The organism is Saccharothrix sp. DSM 118769, from assembly GCF_052936295.1.
In genome coordinates, this window is the sequence record NZ_CP193627.1 from 5,565,350 (window position 1) to 5,592,076 (window position 26,727).

Below are 26,727 nucleotides of genomic sequence, written 5' to 3' on the forward strand. Positions count from 1 at the left end.
GACCGCTCAACAGGCCGCGTGCAGTTCGCCGATCAGGTCGCAGATCTCGTCCACGAGATGTGCCGGCATGTGCGAGTACAGCGGCAGCGTGATCATGCTCGACGCCAGTCCCTCCGTCACGGACAGGTCCGCGCTGGTCGGCACGTGCCGGTAGGCGGTCTGCTGGTGCAACGCCGGGCTGAAATACTTTCGGGTACTGACGTTCTCGCGGGCCAGGCGCTCGGCCAGTCGGTCGCGGGTCATCCCGAACCGCGTGCCGTCCACGCGAACACCCAGGTCCTTGTACGAGCTCGCCGCGCCTGTCGGGACCTCCTGGAACTCCAGGCCCGGCAGGCCGCCCAAGCGGGAGAGGTAGCGTTCCGCCAGGGACCGCCTGGTGCGGATCCACCGGGTGAAGCTCTTGAGCGCGTGCACGCCCAGTACCCCGGAGACCTCGGTCATGCGGCCGTTGAGCCCGATGGAGCGGCTGTCGTAGTCACCCGGGTTGCCGTACTCGCGCGCCGTCCGCAGCTCCGCGGCCAGCGCGGCGTCGTTCGTGGTGACCAGCCCGCCCTCTCCGGTGCTGAGGGTCTTGGTCGGGCTGAGGCTGAACACCTCGGCCACGCCCTTGCCGCCCACCATGGTGCCGTCGGGGTAACGGCTCCCGAAGCCGTGCGCGGCGTCGATGACGAGCGGGATGCCCTTGGTGTCGCACAGCTCCTGCAGCCGATCGGCGTCGCATGGCGCGCCGAAGGTGTGCACGGCCATCACCCCCGCTGCCCCCGTGATCAGCGGTGCGGCGGCGTTCGGGTCGAGGGTCCAGGTCCGGGGGTGGGAATCGGCGAACCGGACCCCGTTGCCCGCCCAGTCGATCGCGTGGCCGGAAGCCATGAACGTGAAGCTCGGCACGACGACGTCACCGGTCAGGTCCAGGCAGCGGAGCACGAGCATCAGGCCGGTCGTGCAGTTGCTCACCGCGACCGCGTGGCCGACACCCAGGTAGGCGCTCGCGGCCTCTTCGAACTCCCGCACGTGCCTGCCGTTGGTGAGCATGCCGGACTGGAGGATCCCCTTGATGGCCGACTCCAACTCGGCGTCGGCTTCGACGGTCGGGCGGGCCAGGGGCACGAGTTCGGGGAAGCGCGGCGGGCGGGCGGCGTCCACGGTGGTGTCGGTCATGGTCGGGGTCCTCCGGTGGATGGCGGAACGCGCTCGTCGGGTGGGAACGCCGGGACGGAGCCGGCTACGCGGAGACCGGGTCGTCGCGCTTCGCGACCGCGGTCAGGTAGTTGCTGTACCGAGGGGACTCGAAGTCCGTGAACCCGCCGTTGACCATGGCGTCCCGGATGTCCCGCACCGTGTCGACCACCCGGTGGCCCAAAGTGAAACCCAATTCTCGCCCGATGGGGTCGAAGTTCACCCGGTAGTTGCGCGGATCCGTCTGCTCCTTGCGGATTTCCAGGCGGACACCGGCGATCTCCTCGGCGATGAGTTCCCCGATGGTGTCCATGCGGTAGTTCTCCTCGCCGAAACCGCAGTTGTAGACGCTGGGAGCGGCACGCCGGCCATCCCGGAGGATGAGCTGCACGGCTGCCGCCGCGTCCTCGACGTGCAGGAACGGCCGCCACTGCGTGCCGCCGTGGACGGTGACGCGGCCGCGTGCCACGGCGTCCGCCGTCATGACGTTGACCGCGAGGTCGAAACGCATCCGAGGTGAAAGGCCGTGGATGGTGGCGAACCGCAGCAGGCGGGACGAGAGCACGTCCCGGGGCAACGAGAGCAGGTAGTGCTCGGACCTCACCTTGGATTCGGCATAGACGGACTGCGGCGTCACGGGCGACCACACGTCCACCTCTTTGTCCGCCGTGAACCCGTAGTTGCTGCACGTGGAGGCGAAGACCAACGACCGCACACCTGCACGCCGGCACGCCTCGACGACCCGGACCGTGCCGAGGTAGTTGACTTCCCAGGCGGTGTCCGTGTCGACCGCGCAGGCCGGATCGCCCACGATCGCCGCCAGGTGCACCACCGCGTCCACCCCGCCGAGCGCCTTGTCCCACGAGCCGATGTCGCGGACGTCGCCGTCGACGTAGGTGACCCTGGGCAGGTCGAGTTCCGGACCGTCGACCAGACCGTTGTCGACCACGACGACCTCTGATCCGGACCGGCAGAGCCGTCGGGTCAGCACCGACCCGATGTACCCGCGCCCACCGGTGATCAGGTACTTCTTCATGGTTCGTTTCTCTCCTCGGTTCTGCGCGTCCCGTGCCGCCCCGCGATTCGGCGGACTCGGCGGGCACGGGGCGCGGTCACCGCTCACCGCCTGCCAGCCTGGCGTCGGCCACCACGACCTGGCCGAGCGAAATGCCACCGTCATTGGTCGGCACCTGCCGGTGGCAATACGCGTCGAACCCCGCCGCGCGCAGCTCCACCAGGCAGTTGACCAGCAGGAACTCGTTCAGGAAGACGCCGCCGGACAGCACCACCTGCCCGGTGCCCGCCACGCGCAACGCCCGGCACAGCTCCACGACGACGTCGACCACGGCCGAGTGGAAACGACGGCTCATCACGGCGGTGTCGAGGCCCGCGGCCACGTCGGCGGCGAGCGTGCGGATCAGCGGACGGGGGTCGATCTCCGTGACGCCGTCATGCTCCAGCAGGTCGAAGCGGTACCGCCGGCGGGGTTCCGCCATGGTGAAGTCGCGTTCGAGCAGGCCTTCCAGCTCGATGGGACCGTGCGCTTCGTACTCGGCGTGCGTGGTGATGGCCAGCAAGGCCGCGACACCGTCGAACAGCCGTCCCATGCTGGAGGTGGGTGGCGCGTTGATCCCGCGTCGCGCCATGGTGGCGAAGACGTGCCGCTGCTGTTCGTCCAGGCGTGCCAGGACCGGGAAAGCAGCGAGCGCGGCGGAGGTGTCCGCGAGCGCGTCCAGGGCCAGGGCGAACCCGGTCCTGATCGGCTCGGTGACCGCCTTGTCGCCGCCCAGCAGCGGCACGGTCCGCAGGTGCGCGACGCGGCGGGCGTCGCGGTAGTCGCCCAGCAGGAACTCGCCGCCCCAGGTGGTGCCGTCCAGGCCGTACCCGGCGCCGTCGAAGACGACACCGATCGTCCGGCCGTCCAGCCGGTTGTCGGCCATGCAGGACGCCATGTGCGCGTGGTGGTGTTGGACCCGGACGACGTGCTCGAAGGCGTCGCCCTGCTCCTCGAGTGCGAAGCGCGTCGCGCGGAACTGCGGGTGCAGGTCCACGGCGGCGTGCTGCGGCCGGAGTTCGTGCAGCTCGGCGAGGTGGCGGACGGCCGCTCGGTGCGCCACGAACGTCTCGTCGTTCTTGACGTCGCCGATGTGCTGGCTGACGTAGACCCGGGAACCGCTGCTCAACGCCACCGTGGTCTTCAGTTCGGCGCCGTACGCCACCAGCGACGCCAGGTCGGTGCCGACTTCCACGGGGTACGGCGCGTAGCCGCGGGAACGGCGGATGAAGCTGACCACCGGCTCGTCGAGTTCGGGGTGCTCGGAGTAGCGGACGATCGAGTCGTCGACCCGGACCTCGATGTCGCGGTCGTTGTAGAGGATCAGGTCGGCGACCCGGTGCAGCTGCGCCAACGCGTCCTCGTTGCGGTGCACGATCGGGTAGCCGGAGATGTTCCCGCTGGTCATGACCAACGCGTCCAAGCCGGCGTGATCGACCAGGAGGTGGTGCAGCGGCGCGGACGGCAGCATCACGCCGAGGTTGGGGTTGCGCGGTGCGATCTGCTCCGGCAGGCCGTCGCACCGCTTGCGCAGCAACACGATCGGGCGAGCCGGGGAGAGCAGCAGGTCCGCCTCGGCGGGACGGACCTCGGCGAACCCGGTGACCGTGTCCAGGTCGCGGGCCATCACCGCGAACGGCTTGGAATCGCGCCGCTTGCGGGTCCGCAGCCGTGCGACGGCCTCGGCGTTGCGGGCGTCCACGGCGAGGTGGAACCCGCCGACGCTCTTGACCGCGACGATCCTGCCCCCGGTGAGCGCGGCCGTGGCCGCGGCGAGCGCTTCCTCCCCTTCGGTCGTCGCGCCGTCGGCACCGGCCGACAGCAGCCGGGGGCCGCAGTCGGTGCACGCGTTGGGCTGGGCGTGGTAGCGGCGGTCCAGCGGGTCGCCGTACTCGACGGCGCAGGGCCGGCACATCGTGAAGACGGCCATGGTGGTCGCGGCCCGGTCGTAGGGCAGTTCCCGGATGATGGAGTAACGCGGGCCGCAGTTGGTGCAGTTGACGAACGGGTAGCGGTACCGGCGGTCGGTCGGGTCGCGCAGCTCGGCGAGGCAGTCGGCGCACACGTGGGAGTCGGCGGGGACGACCGTGGTGCGCAGTCCGCCGTGCAGGCTCTCCCGGATGGTGAACCCCTCCGGCTCCGCCGCGGCGGCGGGCAGTTCCTCCACCCGCACGGCCGTGACCCGGGCCTGCGGTGGCGCGTGCGTGCTCAGGCTCTCGGTGAAGCGGAGCACCTCCTCGGGTCGGCCGGCGACCTCGACCAGCACACCCTCCGGGTCGTTGAGCACCCAGCCGGTCAGGTCGTGCCGCAACGCCAGCTTGTAGACGAACGGTCGGTACCCCACGCCCTGGACCACGCCCACCACGCGGATGCGCCGCCGGATTCCCGAATAGCTGTTCGGCACCTCGTCCCCTCTCGCGCTCAGCACAGGCGCGGCAGCTCGGAGCCCTGGAGCTCCTCGATCACGGAGTCGCGCCCGTCGCCGTCGCGCATCAGGACCACCGGTTCCGCGTCCGCGGTCACCTCGCCGATCGCGACCGCTTCCCCGCCGTACCGGTGCGAGCGGAGCGCGGCCAGCACCTCCTGCTCGGCCTCGGGGGCGACGAACAGGCACAGGCAGCCCTCGTTGGCGGCGTGGATCGCGTTGATCCCCAGCATGTCGGTGGCCATCACGGTCTCGAACTGGATGGGCAGCCGGTCCTGGTCGACCCTGATCGTGAGCCCGGACGCCTGCGCGTACTCGTGGAGGACGGCGGCCAGACCGCCTCGGGTGACGTCGCGGACCGAGTGCACCGCGCCCTCGCCCGTCGTCGCCAACAGCTCGTCCAGGAGCCCGTTCAGCGGCGCGCAGTCGCTGAGCACGCGTTGCTCGAAACCGAGGCCCTCCCGGATCGACAGCAGGTGCACGGTGTGGTTGCCGATCGACCCGCTGAGGATCACCCGATCGCCGGGTCGGACGTCGCGCATCCGCAGCGGCGCGCGTTCGAAGACGCCGATGCCGGCCGTGTTGAGGTAGATCTGGTCGACCTCGCCCTTGCGGACCACCTTGGTGTCGCCGCAGACGATCTGGACGCCCGCTTCGAGGGCCGCCTCCCTGATCGAGGTGACCACCTGGAGCAGGCGGGATATCGGGAGACCGGTCTCGAGGATCATCCCGAGGGTGAGGTAGAGCGGGCGCGCGCCGACCACCGCGAGGTCGTTGACCGTGCCGCAGACCGCGATCTTGCCGATGTCGCCGTTGCCGAAGAACGGCGGGTCGACCACGAACGAGTCGGTGGTCATCGCGATCCGCCCGGCGGGGATGGACAACACGGCGCTGTCCTCCATCTCGCCGATGTAGACGTCGCCGAGCGTGTCGACGACGAGGGAGACCAGCTCATGGCTGAGCTTGGCCCCGCTGCCGTGGTCGAGAACGACCTCATCAGGGCCGGTGACCGAGCTTGCCATTGAGCGTCCTCCCTTTCCGGGTGCGCGCGAAACGACCGTTCGCAGAATCGGCGGATCGTGGTGATCGGGGTCGGGAAGTCCGGTGATCACGGCAGGGTCTTGACGACCCTGCGGGGAAGTTCACCCTTGGCGTCAAGGGTTTCCAGGATCTCCGACGAGTCGGCGACCGTGGCGCAGTACCCGCTGAGCCAGGTGAGGGAGCGGTCTCGGTCCGCCGGATTGTCGGAGACGACGCAGTCGGACGGCACCCACACGTTGTAGCCGCGGAAGAAGGCGTCGGCGGCGGTCGTCTGCACGCAGATCTGGGTCTGCAGGCCGGTGACGACGACGGTGTCGACGCCGGCGGCCTGGAGCAGGTCGTGCATCTCGGTCTCGTAGAAACCGCTGTCCTTGTTCTTCTCCACGACCACGTCACCGTCCGCGAGGAAGGCGGGCAGGATTTCGGCGCCCTCGGTGCCGCGCTGGAGCGGAAGGGTTCCGTCGGCTTTGCGGTTCGCGTTGGGGTCGTCGGGGAGGTTGATCAACTGCAGGTGGTACACGGTGTGGCCGCGGTGCCGCATCTCGTCCAGGAAAGCGGTGTAGTGGGGCTGTGCGTCGGCTATCACCGCGGTCCGTTCGGGGGTCAGGTGAACCACATCGCCTTGAAGGTCGTTGGTGAGGACGGCGATCTTGCCCATGAGCGCTCCTTGCATAGACGAAAACCGAAGGTGCAATGACGCACAGTCCACGGAATGGCACTTCGCGGACCGGTCGACAGAAACTCTTCGAGAGTAGGGCTGCTCGGAGCGGGTGAACAAGACAAAGCGTTGTTCGGATTCGTTCGCCGGGGACAATCGCTGTTCGGGGCCTGTTCGGAACGTAGCTCAACCTGTTCACGAACACACCCGAACAGCCCAACACCGCCCGCTGGATCGGCGGTCGCCTCACGTGGACTGGACCACCATGCTTGTGCCATGAGCCACGGAGGGGGCGGCTCAGCAGAGTCGCCGTCGGCAGCACCGCAGCCGACCGAGGCCACCACCGCAGCCGAATTCACCGCGGCACTGCGCGCGTTGCGGATGTGGTCCGGGCTGACCTACCGACAACTGGAGGGAAAGACGGCGGCACACCAGGACCGGCTGCCGCCCAGCACGATCGCGACCACGCTCGGCCGCGCCACGTTGCCCAGGGAACATTTCGTCGACACCTTCACCCGCGCCTGCGGGCTCGGCGACGCCGAAGTGCTGCTGTGGCTCAAGACCCGCCGCCACATCGCCATCCGGGCTGCCGATGAGGACGACGACGAGCCGGTCCCGGTCCCGACTACCGGCACACCGGTCCGGTCTCGTGTCCCGCGATGGCGTCGGGTGGCGAGCCTCCTCGCGGCCACCGTCATCGGCATCGTCGGCACGCTGGCCGTCGACGCGGTGTTCGACAGGAGGTCCGCACCGGCCTCGCCGTCCGTGCTGCTGATGGAGGGGCCGGCCATCCGACAGGTGGGCAGCTGGGCACGTATCCACCCCGCGCGGACGCCCCAACTGTGCCTCACCGAGGACCGGCCCGGCCGCCACGCCACCGCCGTCCAACGGTCCTGCGCGGACACGACCCTCCCGCACGTGTTCATCGAGCCTCTCGGTGCGGACGTCGTGCAGATCCAGCTGCACCACCCGGACCACGGCATCAGGTGTCTCGCGGTCCTGCTCGACAGGCCGGACCACGACTTCCTCGAACTACGCGGCGATTGCACCGACTACGACCCGGCCCAGCGGTTTCGGGTCGAGCCGTCCGGCCCGCCGGGCGTGGCGCACGTCCGCATCCACACCGTCGTCACCGACTTGTGCCTTGGCCTGCGCGACCGGGCCACCTCCACCGGCGCCGAGATCGTCCAGGTCCCCTGCTCCACCGCCTCCGACCAGGAGTTCCTGATCGAACCGACCACACCCCCGTGACCGGGCGGATCCCGGCGTCGCGGCGGGCGTTGTGCCGACCACGTTGTCAGCCGTCCGGCCGTGCGGCGCCCGACAGCGCTGAAGCTCGATGCGCTCGTAGCACGCAGTCATGAAGTTCCCCGGACGTCGTGATCGCCTTGGCTTCGACCAGGACGTGTTCGCGATGACGGCCGAGGGTGTCTCGTGCCGGGTCTGCTGGAGAACACCAAGCCTGGATGGCGAGGAGTCACGGCACCACCGAAGAGGTACCCTGACGAGCTGCGTGAGCGGGCCACCCGGATGGTTGTGGAGGCCCGGCGGGCTCCCGCCGGGACGATCGGGTGGATCGCCGATCAGCTCGGGATTCCCCCGGAGGCGTCGCGGACCTGGGTCAGGCGTGCGGAGATCGACGCCGGTGACCGGCCGGGAACCACCCCGACGGCGAAGGCCCTCGGACGGTGGCGCGACCTCGCTACGATGACCCGGTGACCCCGGGGGGCGTTACCGCGAGGCAGGCGTCGGTCGGGGGCCCGGGTACGCGGGCGGCCCTCCGCCTGTGCGCCGTGCTGTGCTGGCTCAGCGTCCCGATGCCCGTGATGCTGCTGTTCACCACGGAGATCCCGCTGTGGGCGGCCGTGCTCGCCGGAGTGCTGCTGCTGGTGATCATGGTGCCGCTCGGGTTCGCGATCTGGTTCGACGCCGCCGAGCACAAGGACGACACCGAGCGGTTGCTGCGCGACGGCCGCCCCGCGGTGGCGGAGGTCGTCGGCGTGGACCTGGTCGAGTCCCACGACGGCGACTCGGAAGTCGCGGTGCTGCGCCTGCGCGTCAGCGGTGACGGCGTGCCCCCGTTCGAGGCGACCCACCGCGGTCTGGGCGCGTCGGTGACGAGGTCGAACGCCCGCAGCCACTTGCGGACCGAGGGCTGGTCCGGGGGCTGGTCGGAGGTGACCAGGCCGCCCGCGCACGCGGCCTGCGCCGGGTGGTCGTCCCCACCGCCGCCCTCGACTAGGCCGCGCTCGTCAGCAGCATCGACGTGCTCGGTGCGCGCACTCTGACCGAGATCGCCGCCTTGCTGCGCGGCGACGACACCGCCCTTCAGGCACCAGACCTCCGACGACCTCGACTTCCACGCCGGACTCGGCCGCATCGACGAAGTCCTCCCCCACCTTCCGAACCGGTGCTTCGCCTTCGGCCCGGTCGGTCGGCCGGGCCGGTTCACCCGGGCGGTGGGTCGGGGACGGTCCGGTCGAACTCGGCGGTCACCGCGGGCAGGGTCTCGGGGTGCGCGGCGACCACCGCGTCCAGCGCTTCGGGCCACTCCAGCAGGCCCAGCAGCCGGGCCGCCGGCCGGCCGGTGGCCCGGTACGCGGGGTCTTCCAGCAGCGACCGCCACACCGCAGCCTGCCGCGCCGGCACCGGGATCGCCGCGGCGGTCGTCTCGGCCAGGTCCCGGTCGCCCCGGCGCAGGGCGGCCCCCGCCAACGCCTCCAGGACGTCCGAGCGGTGCCGCGGGTCGGCCATCGCCTCGATCAGGTCGTGCAGGCGCGCGAGCGGAAGGTCTGCGGAAGACGCCGCCAGCGCGCTGATGACGGACACGACGGCCCGGGAGTGCGGCCGCTCGGCGGGGATCGCCTCGGCCAGGTCCAGTGCCCGGTCGACCAGGCCCGCGGTCGCCAGCGCCTTGACCAGGAACCGGTGGGCCTCCACCCGGTGCCGGGTGGTCGTGAGGGTCGATGCCGCGGCCAGCGCGTGGTCGAAGCGCTCGGCGGTGGCCAGCGCGCGGACGACCGACAGCTCCGCCCGCTCACGCCAGGTGGGGTCGTCGAACGAGTGCAGGAGCAGCGTCGCACCGTCGTGATCGCCCACCGCCGCGCCGGCCGCGACCAGGGCGAGCCGGGCGCGCAGGTGGTGCGCGGGCCGCACGACGCCGGGCAGCACGACCCGGGCGCGCATGAGCGTCGACCGCGCGAACCCGGGCCCGCACGTCGCCGCGCCGGCTTCCGCGAGGTCGATCAGGGCGCACACCTTCGCGTACGGGTTGGCCATCTGCCGGATGACCGCCTCGGCCCGCGCGGCCAGGCCCGCGGTGTCGCCGCGCCCCGCCCGCACGGCGGCGGTCAGCAGCCGCGCCCGCCACGACGGGTGCGGCAACGAGTCCGCGAACCTCGCCGCCCGCTCGGCGAAGCCCGGCGCCACCTCCAGCACGGCCGTCAACGCCTCGACGCGCCAGTACCCGCCCGGCAACGCCGCGACGACCTCCTCGACCCGGTCGAACGACCCGGCCCCGGCCAGCTCGCGCACCAACGGCAGCAGCACGCCGATCCGCTCCTGCGGGTCGGCCACCGAACCCGCCAGCCGCTCGACCTCCCGGTGGTCGCCGCGGTGCCGGGCCGCGACCGCCACGAAGCCGATCGCCCTGGCCCGGTCGTCCTCGTCCACCGCCCCGAGGGCCAGCTGCCCGGCCCGCTCCAGCTCCCCCAGCGCGGCGGCGGCCCGGACCAGGCACAGCCCGGCCGCGGAGCGCAGGTCGTCCCGGTCGGCGTCGCGCGCCACGGCCTCCAGGTCGGCGGCCAGCCGCCGCGACGTCCCGGCGTCGCCGTGAGCGGCGTGGGCGAGCACGAGTGCCCGGAGGGCCGTGACCCGGTCGCCGTCGTCGGACGTCGACCGCGCGGCGGTCTCGGCCTCGGCGGCCAGGCGCCGCGCCACGTCGGTCCGCCCGGCGGCCACCGCGGCGTGCCCGATCGCCACCAGCACGCGTGGCCACCGGCCGTGGTGCTCGGTGGCCACCTCCTCGGCGCGCTCCACCTGCCCGAGGTCCGCGAACGCCTCGACCACCTGCTCGACGGCGGTCCCGTCCTGCTCCGGGAGCAGCTCGACGGCCCGCTCCAGGGCGCCGGGTTCCCTGGTCGCGCCGGCGAGCGCGAGGAGGATCTGGAACCGTGTCCGCGGCGCCTTGATGGACGCGATGTGCGCCTCGACCTCCTCGGGCGCCCGGGTCGCGCTCAGCGCCACCACGAAGGACCGGTGGGCGTGGTCGCTCAGCTGCATCGCCTTGGTGCCGCGCTCCACCAGCCGGGTCAGCCGCGCCGCCCGGTCGTGGTCGCCGGCGCGCGCCGCCGCCTGCACGAGCCTGGCCAGCGCGGGGAGCCGGAGTCCGTCGTCCTCGACGGCGGCGCAGAGGTCTTCCGCGCTCGCCAGGTCACCCGCCGCGATCGCCGCCTCGGCCGCCTCGGCGAGCGCGACCTCCCGCAGGCCGGGTGCGGACGGGAACCAGGTCGGCTCGGCGGGCAGGAGCGGTCCACCGGCCGGGCCTGTCGCCTCGCCGCGCCCGGCTCCCGGTGGGGGCGCCTTGACGGCACCGGCCCCCCGCCGCCGGGGCTCGGACAGCGACCACGCGACGCCTCGCGCGATCCGGGCCAGCTCAACCGCCCGGCCCGGGTCGCCCGCCGCTGCGGCGGCCCGCGCCAGGGCCGCCAGCGCGACGATCCGCGCCCGCGCGCCCAGCAGGGCACCGGCCAGCGACTCCGCGCGCTCGGCGTGTCCGGCCGCGACCAGCGCCCGCACCAGGGCGAGCTGCGCCTCGACCCGGTGCTCCGGGCGCGGGATGGCCGCCGCGAGCACCTCGGCCCGGTCCGGGTGCCCGCCGGCCGCCAGCGCGCCCGCCAGGTGCGCGGCCGTCGCCGGGTCCCGCACCGGGTCGGTCAACGCCTCGGCGCGGGCGACGTTGCCCAGGCGCGCCCACAGCGCCGGCAACCGCTCCGGGATGGCCGAACCGCGCTTGATCAGCCGGTCCCGGTGCACGGCGAGCCGCGCCACCGCCGTGACGTCGGGCCGGTCCGCCGCGAGCAGCACGTCCTGCGCGGCACCGATCTCGGTCAGCGCGTCGACGTCGCCGCCGGACAGGTCCAGCACCCGGTCGTGCCGGGCGGCGTCGGTCGCGCAGGCGACCACCCGGGTGGTGTCACCGGTGGCGATCAGGAGCCGGTGGTAGCCGCGCAGCAGGTACTCGGGGGTGTCCGAGGGCCAGCCCAGTGCGCGGTACCGGTCGGCCCAGCCGTGCAGGCGCTCGCGGTAGCCGGAGATCGCCGCCCCACCCAGCCGTTCCTCGGCCGACGCCTGGAGCTCCTCGTGGCCCAGGAGGTAGACCTCCGGGCTCGTGCCCGGCCGCCAGTGGCTGGGCCGGACGTCGAAGCTGCGCCCGGCCACGGTGCGCAACTGCCGGCGCACCTCGTGCTCGCCGCGGCCGGTCAGCTCGGCCAGGTCGCGGCCGCTCAGGCCGCCCGCCGCCGAGACGACCAGGCCCAGCAGGTCCCGGTCGGCCGGGTCGCCGCGCAGCAGGCGGTCCAGCTCCAGTTCCATGTCGTCGCGCAGGACGCGGGCCTGGGCGGACACCGCGAGATCCCGCACGATCCCCGGGTCGCGCAGCGGGTGGTGCGGGCTGAGGTCCACGGGCGGCGGCGGATTCGGCCGGCCCGAGACGACCACCCGCAGCCCGGCGGCGGGGTGCGCGGGCAGCAGGGCCGCGATGCTGTGCGGCCCGGCCGAGCCCCGGTCCTCGTCCAGCCCGTCGACGAGCAGCACCAGCCGCTCCCCGCGCGACCGGCACAGCTCGGCGGCCTCGGCGAGCATGCCGACCAGGTGCGCCTCGCGCGTCGTCTCGGGCAGGAACGTCGGCAGCGGCTCGGCCAGCAGCTCGGCAAGCTGTTCGAGCACGACGTCCACGAACGCGCCGCGGTGGTCCTGGCCCGCCAGGCGCCCGGTCACGAAGAACGACACCACCCGCACGCCGGGTGGCGAGTGCAGCACGAACCAGGACATGAGCGCGGACTTGCCCGCCCACTTCGGTGCCCGCCACCACCGGTAGGCGCTTGCCCCGTCGTCGGGCGCCTGGCAGAACTGCGCCAACTCCGCCAGTTCGGTCTCCCGGCCGACGAGCTCGGCGGGGGCGATCTGGCGCACCTGTTCCCGGTAGCGCGACCGGGCCGCGAACGAACCGCCCACCGACGTGACGTGCACCCCGCCGCGGATGTCCCGGGCCTGCACGACCGGCTGGAACACCGGACCGGTCACGCGGTTGTGGTGCTCGGGCACCGCGTCATTGTCGTGCACGACCCGGCCGGATCACCAGCACATCGGCAGGACGGACAGGAACGTGCTCAGCCGATCGGCGACGACCTCGAACAACAAGCAGGCCAACGGCCCGCTGGCGGCGCTGATCGACCACCGGGGCAAGCCGGAACTGGTCGTGCTCGCCGAGTGGCGCCGGTGGCCGGAGTGCTCCCCGCGGCTCCCTCCTCGCGGCGGCGCGGCAGTGGTGAGGTCGACGCAATTGCCCGGTTAATTGTTTTGACGCCGGTGACCGGGGTTCGACATGATCGCCCCACACGCGAAACGGGAGCGGACATGGTGAACACGGACCGGGGGACGGCCAGGTGCCGTCAGACCGTGCTCACCTATCGCCTCCACGAACCAGGCTCCCCTGTCTGACCTGCACAGAGGTCTTCAGGGAGCCGCCCGTCGGGTAAGCCGACCAGGGCGGTTTTCTTTTTGCCGGGATCGTCCCGGACCACTGCGGAATGCACGTGCATTCGCACGCCACGAATAAGGAGGAACCACCGTGAACAGGAACAGCGGAATCAGCCCGTCCAGACCGGCACCCGCGGACCGCGGCCCGCGCAGGCCACCGACGCGCTTCGGCGGCGACCAGTGGGACGGCAGCAGGTGACGGCAACCGAACCCCGGCCCACACCGGGTGGGCCGGGGTCGGTCGGCTACTGGAAGATCACGTCCGAGCAGAAGTAGTACGACTGGTCGCTGTGGCTGGCCTGCCAGATCGCGTAGACGACGTGGCGGCCGGTGCGGCTGCCCGCGTTCACCGCCACCTGGTAGCTGTTCGCCGGGGCGTAGCGGCCGGTGGTGGCGACCAGGTCGACGTTGTTCCACCCGAGCGCCTGGGTGGTGGGGTCGAAGCCCTGCTTCGTCACGTACACCCGCAGGTAGTCCGCGCCGTGCCTGGCCTGGTCGGTGATGGTGAGCGTGAACTGCCGCGGCTTGGTCACGGCCTTCCACTGGCCCGGGTTGTCCAGGGCCGCGTACCGCATGCCGCCGGTCCGCCCGCCGCTGCACAGCTGGCCGTTGGGGATCGCGCCCTGGTGGTTGCCGGCGACGCCCTCGCGGTAGAGGCCGTTCCAGTTCCACATGGCGTTGGTGTCGGCCTGCCACGCCTGCCAGCACATCGGGTCCTGCTGGGCCATCGACGGGTTCTGGAAGTCGCTGCCCCAGCGCTGCCAGCAGCCGTAGTTGCGCGACGGCGGGTCGGTGGTCGAACCGTGCGCGTCGGCCACGCCGGTCAGCAGGCCCGCCATGAGTCCCGCGACGGCCACGAGCGTCGCGAGGGACCGGGCGAACAGGTTCTTTCTCGCAGGGATGGGCATGAGCGCCACTCTTTCCTCCTCGTTGAGGACGACCATGGGCTGGGAGCGCTCCCAAATCGCACTGTAACGACCCGTGCGCGAGGTTGGGAAGTGTTGGCGGACAACGACTTCCATTCGACGGCGTTCGACGGCCGTGTTCGACCAAAGCCCTCCCGGCGGGGTGCCGGGAGGGCTTCGGCGGACCGCGGTGGGAAGGGTTACAGCAGGGCCGGGTCCACGGCCTCGGCCATCGCCCGGTAGCCCGCGTCGTTGGGGTGCAGGTGGTCGCCGCTGTCGTAGGCGGCCAGCAGCGCGTCCGGGTCGTGCGGGTCGGCCAGTGCCCGGTCGAGGTCGACCACCCCGTCGAACTCGCCGGAGGTCCGCACCCAGGCGTTGACCTCGTCGCGCACCCGCTCGCCGTCCTCGGTGTGGTACATCGCCCCCTTGAACGGCAGCAGCGTGGCGCCGACGACCCGCACGCCCTTCGCGCGCGCCTGGGCGATCAGCTCCCGGTAGCCCTCGATCAGCTGGGCGGAGGTCACCTCGGGGTTCGGGTCCGTGCACTCGGACGCGAAGTGGGGGAACCCGATGTCGTTGATGCCCTCCAGCAGCACCACCGTGCGCACGTCGGGCTGCCCGAGGGCGTCGCGGCCGAACCGCTCGGTCGCCTTCTCGCCGAAGCACGGCGAGTCGTTGAGCACCCGGTTGCCGCCGATGCCCGCGTTGACCACGCCGCGCTTGCCGCGCAACCGCTCGGCCAGCTCGTCCGGGTACCGGTTGTTCGCGTCCACAGTAGACAGCGCACCGTCCGTGATGGAGTCGCCGAACGCCACCACGACGTCCCGGCGCGGCGTGCGGTCCAGCACGTCCACCCCGCTGAGGTAGTACCAGGACTGCGAGGTTTCGGTGAACGCGTCGGCCGCCGCGTCCGCGCGGTGGTCGCCGGACGCCCGGTAGGTCGTGGCCGAGGCGAACGCGTGCCCGGTCGCGGGACCGGTCCTCCCCGCCAGGTACAGGGTGACGGTGACCTGGCCGAGCGCCCGCACCGGCAGCACCGCCGGGTCGCTCGCGATGTCGCCGCCCGCCGGCACGGTGAACGCGCGCGAGCCGCGGAACGTCAGGTGCCGCACCGTTCCCGGCCGCACGGAGGCGCCCCCGGCGGTCTGCGCGACGGTCGCCCCGGTCACCTGCAGCGGTGACGTGCCGTAGGCGTTGGACAGGCGGACGCGCGCCAGGGACCCGCCCTGGCTGACCCGGACCACCTGGCGGACCGTGTGGTCGTCGAACCCGCCCGGCCCCCAGTTCGGCCCGAGGAACGCGGTCGGCGCGTGCGGCGAGGCGGCCCAGGTGGCGGCCCAGCCACCGCCCGGGGCCGCGCCCGCGGCCGGCGCCGACACGATCCCGACAACGGCGGCGAGCAGTGCCGCCCACTTCTTCGTCAAGGTGACCCCCAGTCACTCGGCGGGTGGACCCCGCACCTCCAAGGTAGTCCCGCGCACCACCCCGCGGCCGGGGGTCGGCGAACACCCACCGCTCACCCACAGGGACGTCCTTTTTCCGCACTCGCGGTGATAACCGCAGGTCAGTGGCCAGGAGTCGGAGCAGGGTCCACCACCCGATCCGCTTACCCACCGTTAGACGCGACCACCCCGGGTACCTGACTGGCGCATGGTCACTACTCAAGGAGGTTCCCCATGCGCAACATCACTCGTCTCATCGCCGCGACCTTCGTGTCCGTCCCCCTGGTCATCGGCGCCGCCGGTCTCGCCTCCGCGTCCGCCGAGGACGTCTACTACGAGCACGAGACCTCGGTCGCCACCTCCGAGGGCGCGGGCTCGGAGGGCGTGCTCTCCGGCGTCGAAGACGGTGTGGCGTTCTTCCTGGAACAGGAGTCGTGGGCTGGAGAGGAGGGTGCCTACTCCAGCGAGACGGGTGCCCTGGCCGGCGGTGACACCTGGGGCGACGAGGGCTTCGGCTGGCACGGCTCGTACTACTGGGACAACGAGAACTACGCCGGCGAGGAGGGCGCTTACAGCGAGAGCACCGAGAGCTACGCCGGTGACGAGGACGAGTACGACGAGTACGACGACGACGCCGAGTACGACGAGGACGACGACGAGGGCGATGTCGAGGCCGAGGGCGAGGGCGAAGTGAACGTCGAGGAGTAGGGGACGGTGGCCGTGGACAGCGGCCGACCTACCGCGACGACGCACTGAGGCAGTACCGAGAGCAGTGAGGTCCGCCGCGCACCACGGGTGTGCGGCGGATCGTCGCGTCAGCGGGGCCGCCACACCCCGGTCGTCCCCGGGCTGGTCAGGCGGTCGAAGTCGAGCCTGGCCGGGCGCGTGCCGGCGGCCAGCCGGGACAGGATCGCGTGGTGGCGGCGGGCCAGGTCGGCGATGACCTCGGCCGGCGGGGTGCCGGGGTCCGGGGCGTGGGCGTACCAGTTGCCCAGGACCTCCAGGGCGAGGTCGGTCACCATCACCGCGCCGACCGCGTGCACGGGCTCGTCGCCGGCCAGTCCCGAGTGCAGGGTCAGGTTCCGCGTGGCGTAGAGCGCGTCGAGGACGGTGGTCGTGCGGGCGGTGCGGTCGCGCAGCCCGGCCGCGAGCACCTCGGGGGCGGCCAGCGCGGCACGCCACCGGGCGACCTCGCGGACGGCGAGCGGGTGCAGGAGCGGCAGCAGGTCGTCGAGCGCGGCCCGCGCGGCGACCAGGGGTTCCGGGTCGCGGCCGGGTGGGCGCAGCAGGTCCGTCCAGGTGCCGAGGTCGTGCAGGTGGTGGCGCTCGTCGTGGCGGACGTGCGCGCCGATCACGGCCAGGGCGGCGGTGATGCGGGCCGAGAGCGCCGCGTGCTCCGCGCGGGCCGCGGCCACGTCCGGTTGCCCGACGGGGTGGGCCGGTACCGGGCGGTCCGGGCGGGCGGCCAGGGCGGCGGCGCGGTGGCGCGCGACCCGCTCGGCGGCGGCCACCCGTTGCCGGGACTGCGCCAGGCGCGCGGCGGCGGACTGGCGGACCAGCCGGTAGGCCCCGACGACCTGTTGGCGCAGCGACTGCACGGCCAGCGCCGCGGCCAGCTCGGGCCGCCGGACCAGGCCGCACGCCTCCAGCGCCGACCAGGCCAGCGCGGAGGCCACGGCGGGCGCGCCGGCGGCGACGTGCGCCATCCGCAGGGCCCGCCGCACCTCGTCGGGCAGCTCGCGGCGGGTCAGCGGCCGGGCGACCGGGGTGGAGCGCGCGGGCGGGCGCCACTGCTCGGTGCCGGCCTCGCCGACCCGGTTCACCAGTACGCGCTGGTCCACGACCGGCGAGAACAGGCGGGTGCCCGCGGTGTACTGGTCGAGCAGCTCGACCAGCGCCCGGTGCGCCTTGCGGGCGGCGGCCGGCCGGTCCACCGCCCGCACCTCCAGGCTCACCACGCACACCTCGCCGCCCGCGGGCGCGGTGTCGACGAAGGCGCGCAGCCCCGGTGTCGCCGGGCCCCACCGCAGGGAGCGGGCCGACCGCAGGGGCGCCTGCGCGGCGGTGGGGTCGAACGCGTCCAGCTCGGCCAGCACCCCGGCGCCCCGCACGACCAGCGCGACCCGGTGGGGTGCGGCCTCGGGCCGCAGGGTGCGCCACACCGACCCCGCGTCCCACCGGTCCAGGCGCGCGAGGTCCGACTCGGCGGCCACCGGGTCGCGGTCGAGCACGGCCAGCAGGCACGCCACCTCGTCGGCGACGGCGTCCACCGACCCGTCCGGGTGCTCCCAGACCTCGGCGAAGCGCAGGGCCAGCCGATCGCCCAACCGGGACACCGCGTCGTGCAGCGGCGGGAGCAGCGCCTCACCGTCCCCGGTGGACGCGGCCACGGCGGCGCGCACCCCGCGCACCAGGTCGGCGACGGGGTCGAGCACGTCGCGGCCCCAGGCGGCGGTGCTCGCGCCGAGGCGGCCCAGGACGTTCTCGCACAGCCGGTCCACCAGGTGCTTCTGCGGCTGGCCGGCGACGTGGTGGTGCTCCAGCGCCGCGTGCAGCCGGGGCAGCTCGGTGACCAGCCCGGCCAGCGCGGACGCGTGCCTGCTGTGGATCACGGCCGGTTCGACGCCGCGCAGCACCTCCTGCACCAGGCAGGCCCGCTCGGGGGTCAGGGCGTCCAGCCGCGCCGACAGCAGCGCGCCGAACCCCCGGTACCTCACGCCGCGAACCCTAGCGCCGGTCCTCGCCGCGGTCCCTCAGGTACCGGGTGTGGTCGGTCTGCCGGTCGACGTCCGCCCCGTACACCCGGTCGGCGAGCCGGTGCGCCTCGGCCTCCAGCAGTTCCAGCTGCGCCAGCAGCTCGGCGTCCGGGTCCGTGCCGCCCGCGCCGCGCCGCACCGCGTACCACCGCGGCAGGTTCAGGTACGTCTGCACGGACAGCGGCAGGTCGGTGCGCGCCAGCCGCAGCACGGCGTGCCGCAGGTCCGGGTCGGCGGCCAGGGCGGCGGGCCGGTCGAGCAGGTCGCCGAGCACGGCGGCGATCCGGCGCACGGCCCTGGCGGCGGGCGCGGGCACCCGTGACGCCCGCTCGTCCACCGCGCGCACCAGTCCGTCCACCTCGGAGCGCAGCAGCCCGGCCTCGGCGGTCGGGTCCGCGCGCACCAGGGCCACCTTCTCCGGCGGGGCGAGCAGCGCGCCCACCGCGTACAGGGCGGCGACGACCGCGAGCCACCACGACCCGACGACGCCGGTCACGTGCAGCAGCACGCCGACGAGGCCGGCCAGGCAGCCGACGAGGTTCTTGGTGGAGCCGAGGTAGCGGGTCACTGGTACCCGCGGATCTCGCGGAACACCCCGCCGAGGTCGGTCGCGCGGGCGTCGAACACCGTGCCGCCGGTCAGCGACGCGACCCGGGTCAGCTCGTCGCTGCTGCCCTCGCCGAAGAGCACGGTGAACACCGGCACGCCGCGCAGCTGTTCGGGCAGCGCGGCGAACGACGCCTCGAAGTCGGCGAGGTCGGAGCCGTCGGTGTTCTCGCCGTCGGTCATCAGCACGATCGAGGTGAACCGGTCGGGGTCGGCGGCGACCAGGGGGCCCATCACGCGGTAGGCGTGGGTCAGGCTGTCGTAGATGGCCGTGCCGCCGCCCTCGCGCAGGTCCCGCGCGTACGCCCCGATCTCGGCCAGCACGGCCGTCGTGTCCCCCTCGGGCAGGGTGAACGTGCGCGGTTCGCGGGGAGCCGTGTCGAAGGGCAGCACCGTCACCTCCTCGCGGCTGCGGAAGCGCCGGTAGCGGCCGGTGAGCGAGTCGTCCGCCCCGGTCAGGCCGACCAGCGCGGACCTCAGCGACGCGATGCGGTCGCCCGCCATCGACCCGGACGTGTCGAGCACGTACAGGGTGCGGGAGGGCCGCCGGATCTCGTCGAAGTAGGCGGCGAGGAGCGCGTCGACGGCGCCCTGCTCGGCGGGGAACGGCAGCTCGACCAGGTCGCGCCGGGTGAACTCGGCGGACAGCTCGACGCCGGGCACGACGGGCCTGCGGTGCGTGGTCTCCATGATCCGGCGCTGCGCGTCGGGCGTGCGCAGGTGGTCGGTGAGCCGCCGGTGGGCGTCCCGCGCGTCGTCGTTCGCGTCGGCGAGCAGGGTGAACGGGTAGTCGGCGGTCACCACGCCGTCGACCGGGTGGACGACGGCGAACCGGTCGGGCGACGCGCCGGTCGAGTTCACCGACAGCAGCACGGACTCGTAGTTGATCAGCCCGTCGACCCGCCCGCCGGGGTCCTGGCCGGTCGCGCGGCGCTGGTACGCCTGCCACAGCCACCCCGACGAGCCGGCGGACAGCGCCTGCGCGGAGAAGAACTCCTTGAGGCGGGGCGTGACGGCGGCGATCTGCGCGGCGTCCACCGCGGTGCCCGCGTCCGCGAGGGCGGAGGCGACGCCGACCAGCGCGGAGAACCCCGAGTTGGACGCGGACGGGTCGGTCATGCCGTAGCTGAACGCGCGCCGCCCGGCGGCCTCGGCGATCTCGCCCCAGCCGACCTGCCGGTCGGTCCAGCCCAGCTCGCGGGCCTTGGGCTCGGCCAGCCCGAGGACGACCGGGGAGCTCATCACCTCGACCTGCTCGCCGAGCCGCTTCGCCGCCTCGGGGACGCCGGCCGGGTAGCGGTTGGACGAGAACCACACGGCGTCGTACTTGCCGTCGGCCTCGCCCCGGGCCAGCGCCTCGGTGCCCTCCAGGGTGCCGGTGAACTCGAACTCGACCCTGACGCCGGTCACGGACGCGGCCTGTTCCAGGACGTCCCCCATGTCGGTCAGCTCGCTGCCCGCGAGCACGCGCAGCACACCGGGCTCCGGCGGCCCTATGGGCAGCAGCGGGTTCTCCGGGCCGCGGTCGGTCGTGCTGGTGCACGCCGACAGCAGCAGCACGAGCACGAGCGCGTACGGCGTCCTCATCGGTCCCCCTCGACCAGCGCGGTGTCGTGCGACCGGCGCAGGTGCGCTTCCGCGCGCCGGATCTCCCCCGAGAGCGACTCGACCGTCGCCCCCATCGAGCGCACCGCGTCCAGCCGGTAGCCGTCGACCGCGTCGATCGCGGCGTAGGTCCGGTCGAACGAGGAGCGCAGCGCCTCCACCGCGACGGCCGGGTCGCTGCCCGCCCGGCGGATCTGCGCGGTCTGGAGGTCGAGCAGGTCGGCGTTGGCGCGCAGCAGGCCGTCGGTGGTGGCGCGCACGGCGTCGACCTCGTCCAGCACGTCCCGCTGGTGGGTCAGGGCGCCGCTGATCAGCAGGGCGACCCGCAGCGCGGCGACCGCGGTGGACACCGCCCGCTCGACGCCGCGCACCAGCTCGTCGTTGGTGCGCCGCACCAGGTCCAGCGCGAGGTAGCCCTGCGCGCTCACCGCGAGCTGGGTGAGCAGGTCCTGGTGGCGCTGCCGGATCGGGTGCAGCACGTCGGCGCGCAGCGCCCGCGCCCGCTCGGGGTCGGTCAGGTCGAGCACGTCGGCCTGCCGCTCGACGGCCCGGTCGACCGCCTCGGCGACGGCGGCGGACTCGGCCAGTCGGCCCATGACGGCCCACAGCCGCTCGCGCTCGCCCTTGACGGCGGCGTTGTCGCGGCGCAGCGCGTCCTGCCGGGTGCGCAGCTCCACGACGAGCCGGTTCACCGGTTCGCCCGCCGCGCGGTAGCGGTCCAGGGCGCGCTTGGCCGCGTTCGCGCCCGGGATCAGCCGGACGAGCTTGCGCCCGGTGATCGGCAGCCTGGCCGGGTCCAGCTCGGCGACCGTGCGCCGCAGGTCCGCGAGGCCGGTGGTGGCGTCGGCCTGCGGCGAGCCGTCGCGCAGGGCGCGGGCGGAGCGGTCGAGCATGGCGCCCGCCACGCCGGCCGCCGCGCGCATGTCCGACTCGCCGACGGCGAGCAGCTCGTCCAGCGCGGCGGTGAACGCCGGTGAGCGCGCGTCCAGCGCGCCCAGGCGCTCGGCGAACCCGTCGGCGCGGCGGGCGACGTCGGCGCGGGTGTCGTCGTCGAGGGTGATCAGGCCGGCCGCGCGGTCGGCGGGGACGGGCGGCACCGGCTCGGGCGCGGTGAGCGCGAAGTCGGTCACGACGGCGAGCCGACCGCGTCGAGCAGCCGTTCCAGCACCTCGAACGAGGGCGGTTCGACCACGTCCACCAGGTCGGCGGGCGCCTTGTCGCCGACCGCGCCGGCGAAGTGCGCCGGGTCGGTGGTGCGGAAGCCGAACGCGGCGGCGAGCCCGCCCAGCGCGGCGTCGGTGGACAGCAGCCGGCCGACCTCGTCGCCGCGCTCGTCCAGCGGTACGAGGGTGTGCTTGGAGTACACCGTGGGCGCGAGGTAGAGCAGGCGCATGTCGGGGCGGATCGACCCGTCGCCGCGCAGCACGCGGTCGAGGTACTGCGACTCGTAGACCAGGGCCAGCGGCGCCTTGCCCATGCCCGCGGACAGGTAGTCCTCGAACGGCCCCTCGGTGCTGTTCTGCGTGTAGCCCTGGCCGCGGAACAGGCCGGTGACGAGCGGCAGCACGCGCGCCTCCTGCTCGGGCCCGGTGACGGCGGCGTTGCCGTTGGCCACGAACGCGGCGGCCGACAGGTACATGGCCGCCGAGTTCGACTCGGCCGGGTTGGTGGTGGTGACCAGGACGTTGCGGCGCGCCGGGTAGGCGGTGTTGCCGGGCAGCTGGTCCCAGCGGGTGCCGGCCAGCTCCAGCACCTCCGCGACGTCGAGCACCCGGTAGTCGCCCGGCCCCCGGCGGACCGCGCCCGCGGCCTCCAGGAGCTGCACGACCGGTTCGAAGGACGCCACGGCCATCGGCGACTGGAACGGCGTGTAGGCGGTCGTCGTGCCCCGGTCGCGCTGGATCCTCTGCGCGGCGGGCGAGGACGACGGGAACGCGAACGCGTACTCCCCGAGGTCGACCGAGGTGGCGATCTGGCGGGAGCCGGCGGTGTCGACCTCGACCGACAGCCCGTGCGCGGCGAACCGCTCGACGACCCTGGGGTCGCGGAAGAAGGCGAGCTTCTCCGACCCGATGACGCCCCGGACGGTGGTGAGCCCACCCCGTCCCGCGGCCTCGTCCGGACGATCCCGCAGCACCACCGCGACGACCGCGGCCAGCAGCACCGCGGCCAACCCGATGGACAACCGGCGCTTCACCTGTCGTGCTCCCCACGTGCTCGGCGCGAGTATCTCCCCTCGCGCGACTCTTTTGACGCGCGGAACGGTGGTCCGCGGGCGAACGGTGGGTGAACGCTGGGCGTCGGTCTCCCCCCGGGCGGCACCTGCCAAGCTGGGCGGGTGCCTCCGATCTTCATCAGCTACCGGCGCGACGACAGCTCCGGTCACGCGGGCCGGCTGTACGACGCGCTGGCGGCGCGGTTCGGCGAGGCCGACGTGTTCCTGGACGTCGACTCGATCGGGCCGGGTGAGGACTTCGCCGAGGTCATCGAGCGGACGCTGGCCCGGTGCGACGCGCTGCTGGCGGTGATCGGCAGGACGTGGGCGTCCCCCCGCCTGCACGACCCGGCGGACTTCGTGCGGCTGGAGGTGGAACGCGCGCTGGCCCGCGACCTGCGCGTGGTGCCGGTGCTGGTGGCCGGCGCGGCGCTGCCCCCGGCGGGGGACCTGCCGGAGGTGCTGCGCCCGCTGGTCCGGCGCAACGCCTTCGAGGTGAGCGACCTGCGGTTCCGCCGGGACGTCGACCGGCTCGCCGAGCACCTGGTGATCGCCTCCGCCGCCGGACCCGCGGCCCCGGCGGTGGAGGCGTTCACCGTCGAACGGCACGTGCGCGCCGCGCCCGGGGCGGTGTTCGACCTGCTCGCCGACCCGTCGCGGGCGGTCGCGGTGTTCTCGTCGGTGACCCGGGTGGAGCCGATCACCGCCGGTCCGGCCGGTCCGGGCACCCGCTACCGGCAGACCTCGCGGGTGCTGGGCGCGGAGGTCGACTCCGAGGTGTCCTACGCGGAGTTCGCCCGGCCGCACCGCCTGACCGTGGTCGTGGCCGAGGTCGGGAGCGCCGCGCCGAGCCGCATCGAGTACGCGTTCGCGCCCGCCGCCGGCGGTACCCGGGTCACCTGCCGCTACCTGGTGGAGGGGTCGGGCTGGAAGCTCCGCGCGGCCGTGCTGGCGAGCAGGGCGGTCGGGCTGCGCGGCGCGCGGCGCGAGCTGGACGAGCTGGCCGCCGCGGCCGAGTCGTGAACCGCGGCGGCCGGCCCGCCCACCGGCCCGCTCAGCGGCGCGCGAGCACCGCCAGCGCCACCACCAGCACGCCCATGCCGCACCAGGACGCGAGCGGCAGGCGTTCGCCGAGCACGACCACGCCCAGCACGGCCGCCACGGCGGGTTCGGCGAGGGTCAGCGTGGTCGCCGCCGCCGCGCCCGTGTGCCGCAGGCCGAGGCCGAACAGCAGGTAGGCCGCGAACGTGGTGAACACCGCCAGGTGCGCGGTCACCGCCGCGCCCTGCGCGGTGCCCACCCAGCCGACGCCGAGCACGAGCAGCACCGGCAGGGTCAGCGCCGACGCGCCGCCGAACACCGCGCCCACGACGTCCCGCGACGGGTGGCCGAGGGCGATCAGGTGGGCGCAGACGACCGAGTACGCGGCGTACGACAGGCCCGCGAGCAGCGCCAGCCCGACGCCGACGAGGTCGACGCGCGACTCGCCGCCGCCCAGGACGAGCACCGCGCACCCGGCGACGGCGGTCAGCGTGGTGACCGGCCTGGCCCGCAGGCCGAGCACGATCGGCGCGGTCGCCAGCGCCGCGGTGGTGGCCACCGCCACGCCGGTGCGCTCCACGGCCGGGTAGAACGCGAGCGCGTACCCGGCCACCGTCACCGACCCGAGCAGGAGCAGCCGGCGGTCGGCGGTGCGCAGCACGGTGCGGGCGCCGCGGGCGGTGAGGAACAGCAGCAGGCCGCCGAGCACCAGGCCGGCGGCGCCGACCGCGGCGGCCGGCGCGGAGGCCGGCGCCAGGGAAGCGGCCGTGCCGGTGGTGCCCCACAGGGCGCACGCGGCGAGGATGGGCAGCGGGCCGAGGGACGGCCGGGGACGTGTTCGCACGGCAGAGGTCGACACGGGGTCTCCGTTCGCGGAGGAGGGGAAAAGGGCGCGAACGGGCGCGAGCGCGAGCAGGCGTGGGTGTGGCTACCGCGGGAGCGCCCGTCAGGCGCCCGGCGGCGGGAGGACCACGTGCCAGTGGGTGTCCACGCCGGGGATCGTAGCCGACGGGAGCGGCGGTACCCTGGGGATCATGGACGTCGGCGTAGCGGATGACCTGCTGCGGCGGTCTCTCGTGGTCTACAAGTTCGCGGTGGACGAGCTCATGACGAAGCTCCGCATCCTCAGCGAGGAGTTCGACCTCGTCCACCGCCACGACCCGATCGAGCACGTGACGCACCGCGTGAAGCGGCTGGAGGCGATCCTCGACAAGCTGGCGCGCAAGGGGTTGCCGCCGGACCTGTCGCTCGCCGCCGAGCACCTGGACGACGTGGCGGGCGTGCGCGTGGTGTGCCCCTTCGTGTCCGACGTGTACCGCGTGCGGGACATGCTGGCGCGGCAGAACGACGTGGAGATCCTCAAGACCAAGGACTACATCGCCGCGCCCAAGCCCAACGGGTACCGCAGCCTGCACCTGATCGTGCGCATCCCGGTGTTCCTGTCCGACCGGGTGGAGCACGTGAAGGTGGAGGTGCAGCTGCGGACCATCGCCATGGACTTCTGGGCCACCCTGGAGCACAAGCTGTACTACAAGTACGACGACCAGGTGCCCGCGGGTTTCGTCGAGGAGCTGACGAACACCGCCGCCATCGCCGCCGAGCTGGACGCCCGGATGGAGGCGCTGCACCTGGAGGTTCAGCGCGACTAGCCGCCCGGGAGCAGGTACGGCGCGCCGGTGATCCAGCCGCCGACGCGGTCGGGCAGCTCGTCGGTGGGCACCAGCTCGACGCGGTCGCCCTCGCGGACCTCCCCCGGCCGGACGACCCAGCAGTTGAGCGCCAGCCGGCCGTCGAAGTCGGTGCGGATGCGGCGGAACACGTCGAGGTCCTGCGCGCCGCTGTCGGGGTCGATCGACGTGACGATGCACCGCCCGCGCACCGAGTACACGCCGATGACGGCGTCCCCGATGACGAGGGCGTGACCGGGCCAGCCGCGTTCGTCGTCCGGGCCGACCCCGCCGAGCAGCAGGTTGGGCCGCAGCCGCCGCACGTCCGAGCCCCACGACGCGACCGCGCCGTCGGTGGCGACGAGGAGGTTGAGCACGTCGAACCGCTCGGGTCCCGGGTAGCGGACGAGCCGGCCGCCGAAGGGCTCGACCAGCGCGGCGGCCTCCGGGCCGTCCCAGCGGTGGCCGGCGACGAGCGGCGTGCCGTCGGGACCGGTGGAGGCGGGGATGGTGAGCAGGCCGTGCCGGGTGCGGCCGGTGAGCGGCACCCGGCCGCCGCTGACGTGCACGAGCCGGTCGCCCGCCACGCCGTCGTCGGTCAGCTCGGCGGTGGCGATCCGCTCGCCGCCGAGGGACTTCACGGGGTAGCGCCACAGCGCCTCGACGTGCATGGCGACCTCTTTCTAACGTTCACAAGGTCCCTTGAACGTTAGAACCATCTCCTAACGGATGCAAGCCCGTGTTAGCGTGAGAGGCGTGCCGCCCGCCGAGCCGCGCCCGATCCGCCTGGCCAACACCCTCCGCCGGGACCGCTCGACCGTGCGCGACCACCTGACGACCGCGGCCGACCTCGTCGCCTGGCTGGACGGGAACGGCGGCGACGGTCCGGCGCTCACCGCGGCGGACGTCACCGAGGCCGACCTCGCCGCGTTCCGCGAGCTGCGCGCGGCCGTGCGGGACCTCTTCGCCGCGCTGACCGACGACACCCGGTCGGCCGCCCGGGACGCCGACGTCGGGCGGGCCGCGGCCGCGGTGAACCGCGCGGCGACCCGGGCGGACACCCGGCCGCAGCTCGACGTCTCGGGCGGGCGGTGGCGGCGGACCTCCACGACGACCGCCCGACCGGTGCTCGCCGAGCTGGCCGCCACCGCCGCCGAGACCGTCGACCTGGTCACCGGGGACGGCCGCGCGCTGCTGCGCGCCTGCCGCGCGCCCGGCTGCGTCCTGTACTTCGCCAAGGACCACCCCAGGCGCGAGTGGTGCTCCACCGGGTGCGGCAACCGGGCCCGCGCGGCCCGGCACTACCGGCGCGCTTCGGCGGCTACGAGCGGGTAGCGCCAAACGACTTCCGGAGCCCGGGGTTACGGGTGTCCATGA

The 26,727-nt window shown here is 73.7% G+C and carries 22 protein-coding genes; 7 read left to right on the forward strand and 15 right to left on the reverse strand.

Annotation, left to right across the window (positions count from 1 at the left end):
- Window positions 1-6: 6 nt before the first annotated feature.
- From ACRAKJ_RS23815 to ACRAKJ_RS23835, 5 genes are all read right to left on the reverse strand, one after another.
- Window positions 7-1,158, reverse strand: a complete 1,152-nt coding sequence (locus ACRAKJ_RS23815) for an aminotransferase class I/II-fold pyridoxal phosphate-dependent enzyme (protein WP_438922615.1) — start codon at window positions 1,156-1,158, stop codon at window positions 7-9.
- Window positions 1,159-1,222: 64 nt separating this feature from the next.
- Window positions 1,223-2,212 carry an NAD-dependent epimerase/dehydratase family protein gene (locus tag ACRAKJ_RS23820; protein ID WP_438922614.1) on the reverse strand — a complete coding sequence of 330 codons (990 nt, stop codon included), beginning with the start codon at window positions 2,210-2,212 and terminating at the stop codon, window positions 1,223-1,225.
- A gap of 76 nt (window positions 2,213-2,288) precedes the next feature.
- A complete protein-coding gene (gene hypF, locus ACRAKJ_RS23825) occupies window positions 2,289-4,634 on the reverse strand; it encodes a carbamoyltransferase HypF (protein ID WP_438922613.1) in 2,346 nt (781 codons plus the stop codon).
- Between the two features lie 17 nt (window positions 4,635-4,651).
- The gene (gene hypE / locus ACRAKJ_RS23830) at window positions 4,652-5,677 is read right to left on the reverse strand and encodes a hydrogenase expression/formation protein HypE (protein ID WP_438922612.1); all 1,026 of its coding nucleotides are present in this window, start codon (window positions 5,675-5,677) and stop codon (window positions 4,652-4,654) included.
- A gap of 86 nt (window positions 5,678-5,763) precedes the next feature.
- On the reverse strand, window positions 5,764-6,354 hold the full coding sequence (locus tag ACRAKJ_RS23835) for an isochorismatase family protein (protein WP_438922611.1): 591 nt from the start codon (window positions 6,352-6,354) through the stop codon (window positions 5,764-5,766).
- A gap of 276 nt (window positions 6,355-6,630) precedes the next feature.
- Between ACRAKJ_RS23835 and ACRAKJ_RS23840 the strand changes: the two genes are divergently transcribed.
- Both ACRAKJ_RS23840 and ACRAKJ_RS23845 read left to right on the forward strand, forming a co-directional pair.
- Complete coding sequence (locus tag ACRAKJ_RS23840; protein ID WP_438922610.1) at window positions 6,631-7,605, forward strand: helix-turn-helix domain-containing protein; 975 nt, start codon at window positions 6,631-6,633, stop codon at window positions 7,603-7,605.
- Between the two features lie 464 nt (window positions 7,606-8,069).
- Window positions 8,070-8,642 carry a hypothetical protein gene (locus tag ACRAKJ_RS23845; protein WP_447008666.1) on the forward strand — a complete coding sequence of 191 codons (573 nt, stop codon included), beginning with the start codon at window positions 8,070-8,072 and terminating at the stop codon, window positions 8,640-8,642.
- A 160-nt stretch (window positions 8,643-8,802) separates the two neighbouring features.
- Here the strand turns inward: ACRAKJ_RS23845 and ACRAKJ_RS23850 are convergent, their stop codons facing one another.
- Entirely contained in the window at window positions 8,803-12,678 is a 3,876-nt protein-coding gene (locus ACRAKJ_RS23850) for a hypothetical protein (RefSeq protein ID WP_438922058.1), read from the reverse strand.
- Between the two features lie 61 nt (window positions 12,679-12,739).
- Here ACRAKJ_RS23850 and ACRAKJ_RS23855 point away from each other — a divergent pair, with 61 nt between their 5' ends.
- The gene (locus ACRAKJ_RS23855; protein WP_438922059.1) at window positions 12,740-12,928 is read left to right on the forward strand and encodes a hypothetical protein; all 189 of its coding nucleotides are present in this window, start codon (window positions 12,740-12,742) and stop codon (window positions 12,926-12,928) included.
- Between the two features lie 430 nt (window positions 12,929-13,358).
- On the opposite strand, the gene ACRAKJ_RS23860 is transcribed toward ACRAKJ_RS23855, so the two are convergent.
- Both ACRAKJ_RS23860 and ACRAKJ_RS23865 read right to left on the reverse strand, forming a co-directional pair.
- Complete coding sequence (locus tag ACRAKJ_RS23860) at window positions 13,359-14,021, reverse strand: lytic polysaccharide monooxygenase (RefSeq protein WP_438922060.1); 663 nt, start codon at window positions 14,019-14,021, stop codon at window positions 13,359-13,361.
- A gap of 197 nt (window positions 14,022-14,218) precedes the next feature.
- Window positions 14,219-15,442 carry a GDSL-type esterase/lipase family protein gene (locus ACRAKJ_RS23865; RefSeq protein ID WP_438922061.1) on the reverse strand — a complete coding sequence of 408 codons (1,224 nt, stop codon included), beginning with the start codon at window positions 15,440-15,442 and terminating at the stop codon, window positions 14,219-14,221.
- A 252-nt stretch (window positions 15,443-15,694) separates the two neighbouring features.
- Here ACRAKJ_RS23865 and ACRAKJ_RS23870 point away from each other — a divergent pair, with 252 nt between their 5' ends.
- Window positions 15,695-16,168, forward strand: a complete 474-nt coding sequence (locus ACRAKJ_RS23870) for a hypothetical protein (protein ID WP_438922062.1) — start codon at window positions 15,695-15,697, stop codon at window positions 16,166-16,168.
- 107 nt (window positions 16,169-16,275) lie between these two features.
- Here ACRAKJ_RS23870 and ACRAKJ_RS23875 read toward each other — a convergent pair whose 3' ends face one another.
- From ACRAKJ_RS23875 to ACRAKJ_RS23895, 5 genes are read right to left on the reverse strand one after another with little or no spacing between them, the layout of a single operon-like run.
- Complete coding sequence (locus ACRAKJ_RS23875; RefSeq protein ID WP_438922063.1) at window positions 16,276-18,177, reverse strand: hypothetical protein; 1,902 nt, start codon at window positions 18,175-18,177, stop codon at window positions 16,276-16,278.
- A 10-nt stretch (window positions 18,178-18,187) separates the two neighbouring features.
- A complete protein-coding gene (locus tag ACRAKJ_RS23880; RefSeq protein ID WP_438922064.1) occupies window positions 18,188-18,784 on the reverse strand; it encodes a hypothetical protein in 597 nt (198 codons plus the stop codon).
- Window positions 18,781-20,409: a VWA domain-containing protein gene (locus ACRAKJ_RS23885; protein WP_438922065.1), complete on the reverse strand. Its 1,629-nt coding sequence runs from the start codon at window positions 20,407-20,409 to the stop codon at window positions 18,781-18,783. Before ACRAKJ_RS23885 ends, ACRAKJ_RS23880 begins: the two co-directional genes overlap by 4 nt.
- Window positions 20,406-21,557 (reverse strand): toxic anion resistance protein, encoded by a 1,152-nt coding sequence (locus ACRAKJ_RS23890; protein ID WP_438922066.1) that lies wholly within the window; start codon window positions 21,555-21,557, stop codon window positions 20,406-20,408. Before ACRAKJ_RS23890 ends, ACRAKJ_RS23885 begins: the two co-directional genes overlap by 4 nt.
- Window positions 21,554-22,624, reverse strand: a complete 1,071-nt coding sequence (locus tag ACRAKJ_RS23895; protein WP_438922067.1) for a hypothetical protein — start codon at window positions 22,622-22,624, stop codon at window positions 21,554-21,556. Before ACRAKJ_RS23895 ends, ACRAKJ_RS23890 begins: the two co-directional genes overlap by 4 nt.
- Window positions 22,625-22,765: 141 nt before the next feature.
- Between ACRAKJ_RS23895 and ACRAKJ_RS23900 the strand changes: the two genes are divergently transcribed.
- On the forward strand, window positions 22,766-23,665 hold the full coding sequence (locus tag ACRAKJ_RS23900) for an SRPBCC family protein (protein ID WP_438922068.1): 900 nt from the start codon (window positions 22,766-22,768) through the stop codon (window positions 23,663-23,665).
- 31 nt (window positions 23,666-23,696) lie between these two features.
- On the opposite strand, the gene ACRAKJ_RS23905 is transcribed toward ACRAKJ_RS23900, so the two are convergent.
- Complete coding sequence (locus ACRAKJ_RS23905) at window positions 23,697-24,542, reverse strand: EamA family transporter (protein WP_438922069.1); 846 nt, start codon at window positions 24,540-24,542, stop codon at window positions 23,697-23,699.
- Between the two features lie 175 nt (window positions 24,543-24,717).
- Here ACRAKJ_RS23905 and ACRAKJ_RS23910 point away from each other — a divergent pair, with 175 nt between their 5' ends.
- Window positions 24,718-25,332 carry a GTP pyrophosphokinase gene (locus tag ACRAKJ_RS23910; RefSeq protein ID WP_438922070.1) on the forward strand — a complete coding sequence of 205 codons (615 nt, stop codon included), beginning with the start codon at window positions 24,718-24,720 and terminating at the stop codon, window positions 25,330-25,332.
- On the opposite strand, the gene ACRAKJ_RS23915 is transcribed toward ACRAKJ_RS23910, so the two are convergent.
- On the reverse strand, window positions 25,329-26,021 hold the full coding sequence (locus tag ACRAKJ_RS23915; RefSeq protein ID WP_438922071.1) for an MOSC domain-containing protein: 693 nt from the start codon (window positions 26,019-26,021) through the stop codon (window positions 25,329-25,331). The genes ACRAKJ_RS23910 and ACRAKJ_RS23915 overlap by 4 nt on opposite strands.
- An 85-nt stretch (window positions 26,022-26,106) precedes the next feature.
- Here ACRAKJ_RS23915 and ACRAKJ_RS23920 point away from each other — a divergent pair, with 85 nt between their 5' ends.
- The gene (locus ACRAKJ_RS23920) at window positions 26,107-26,685 is read left to right on the forward strand and encodes an ABATE domain-containing protein (protein ID WP_438922072.1); all 579 of its coding nucleotides are present in this window, start codon (window positions 26,107-26,109) and stop codon (window positions 26,683-26,685) included.
- Window positions 26,686-26,727: the final 42 nt, after the last annotated feature.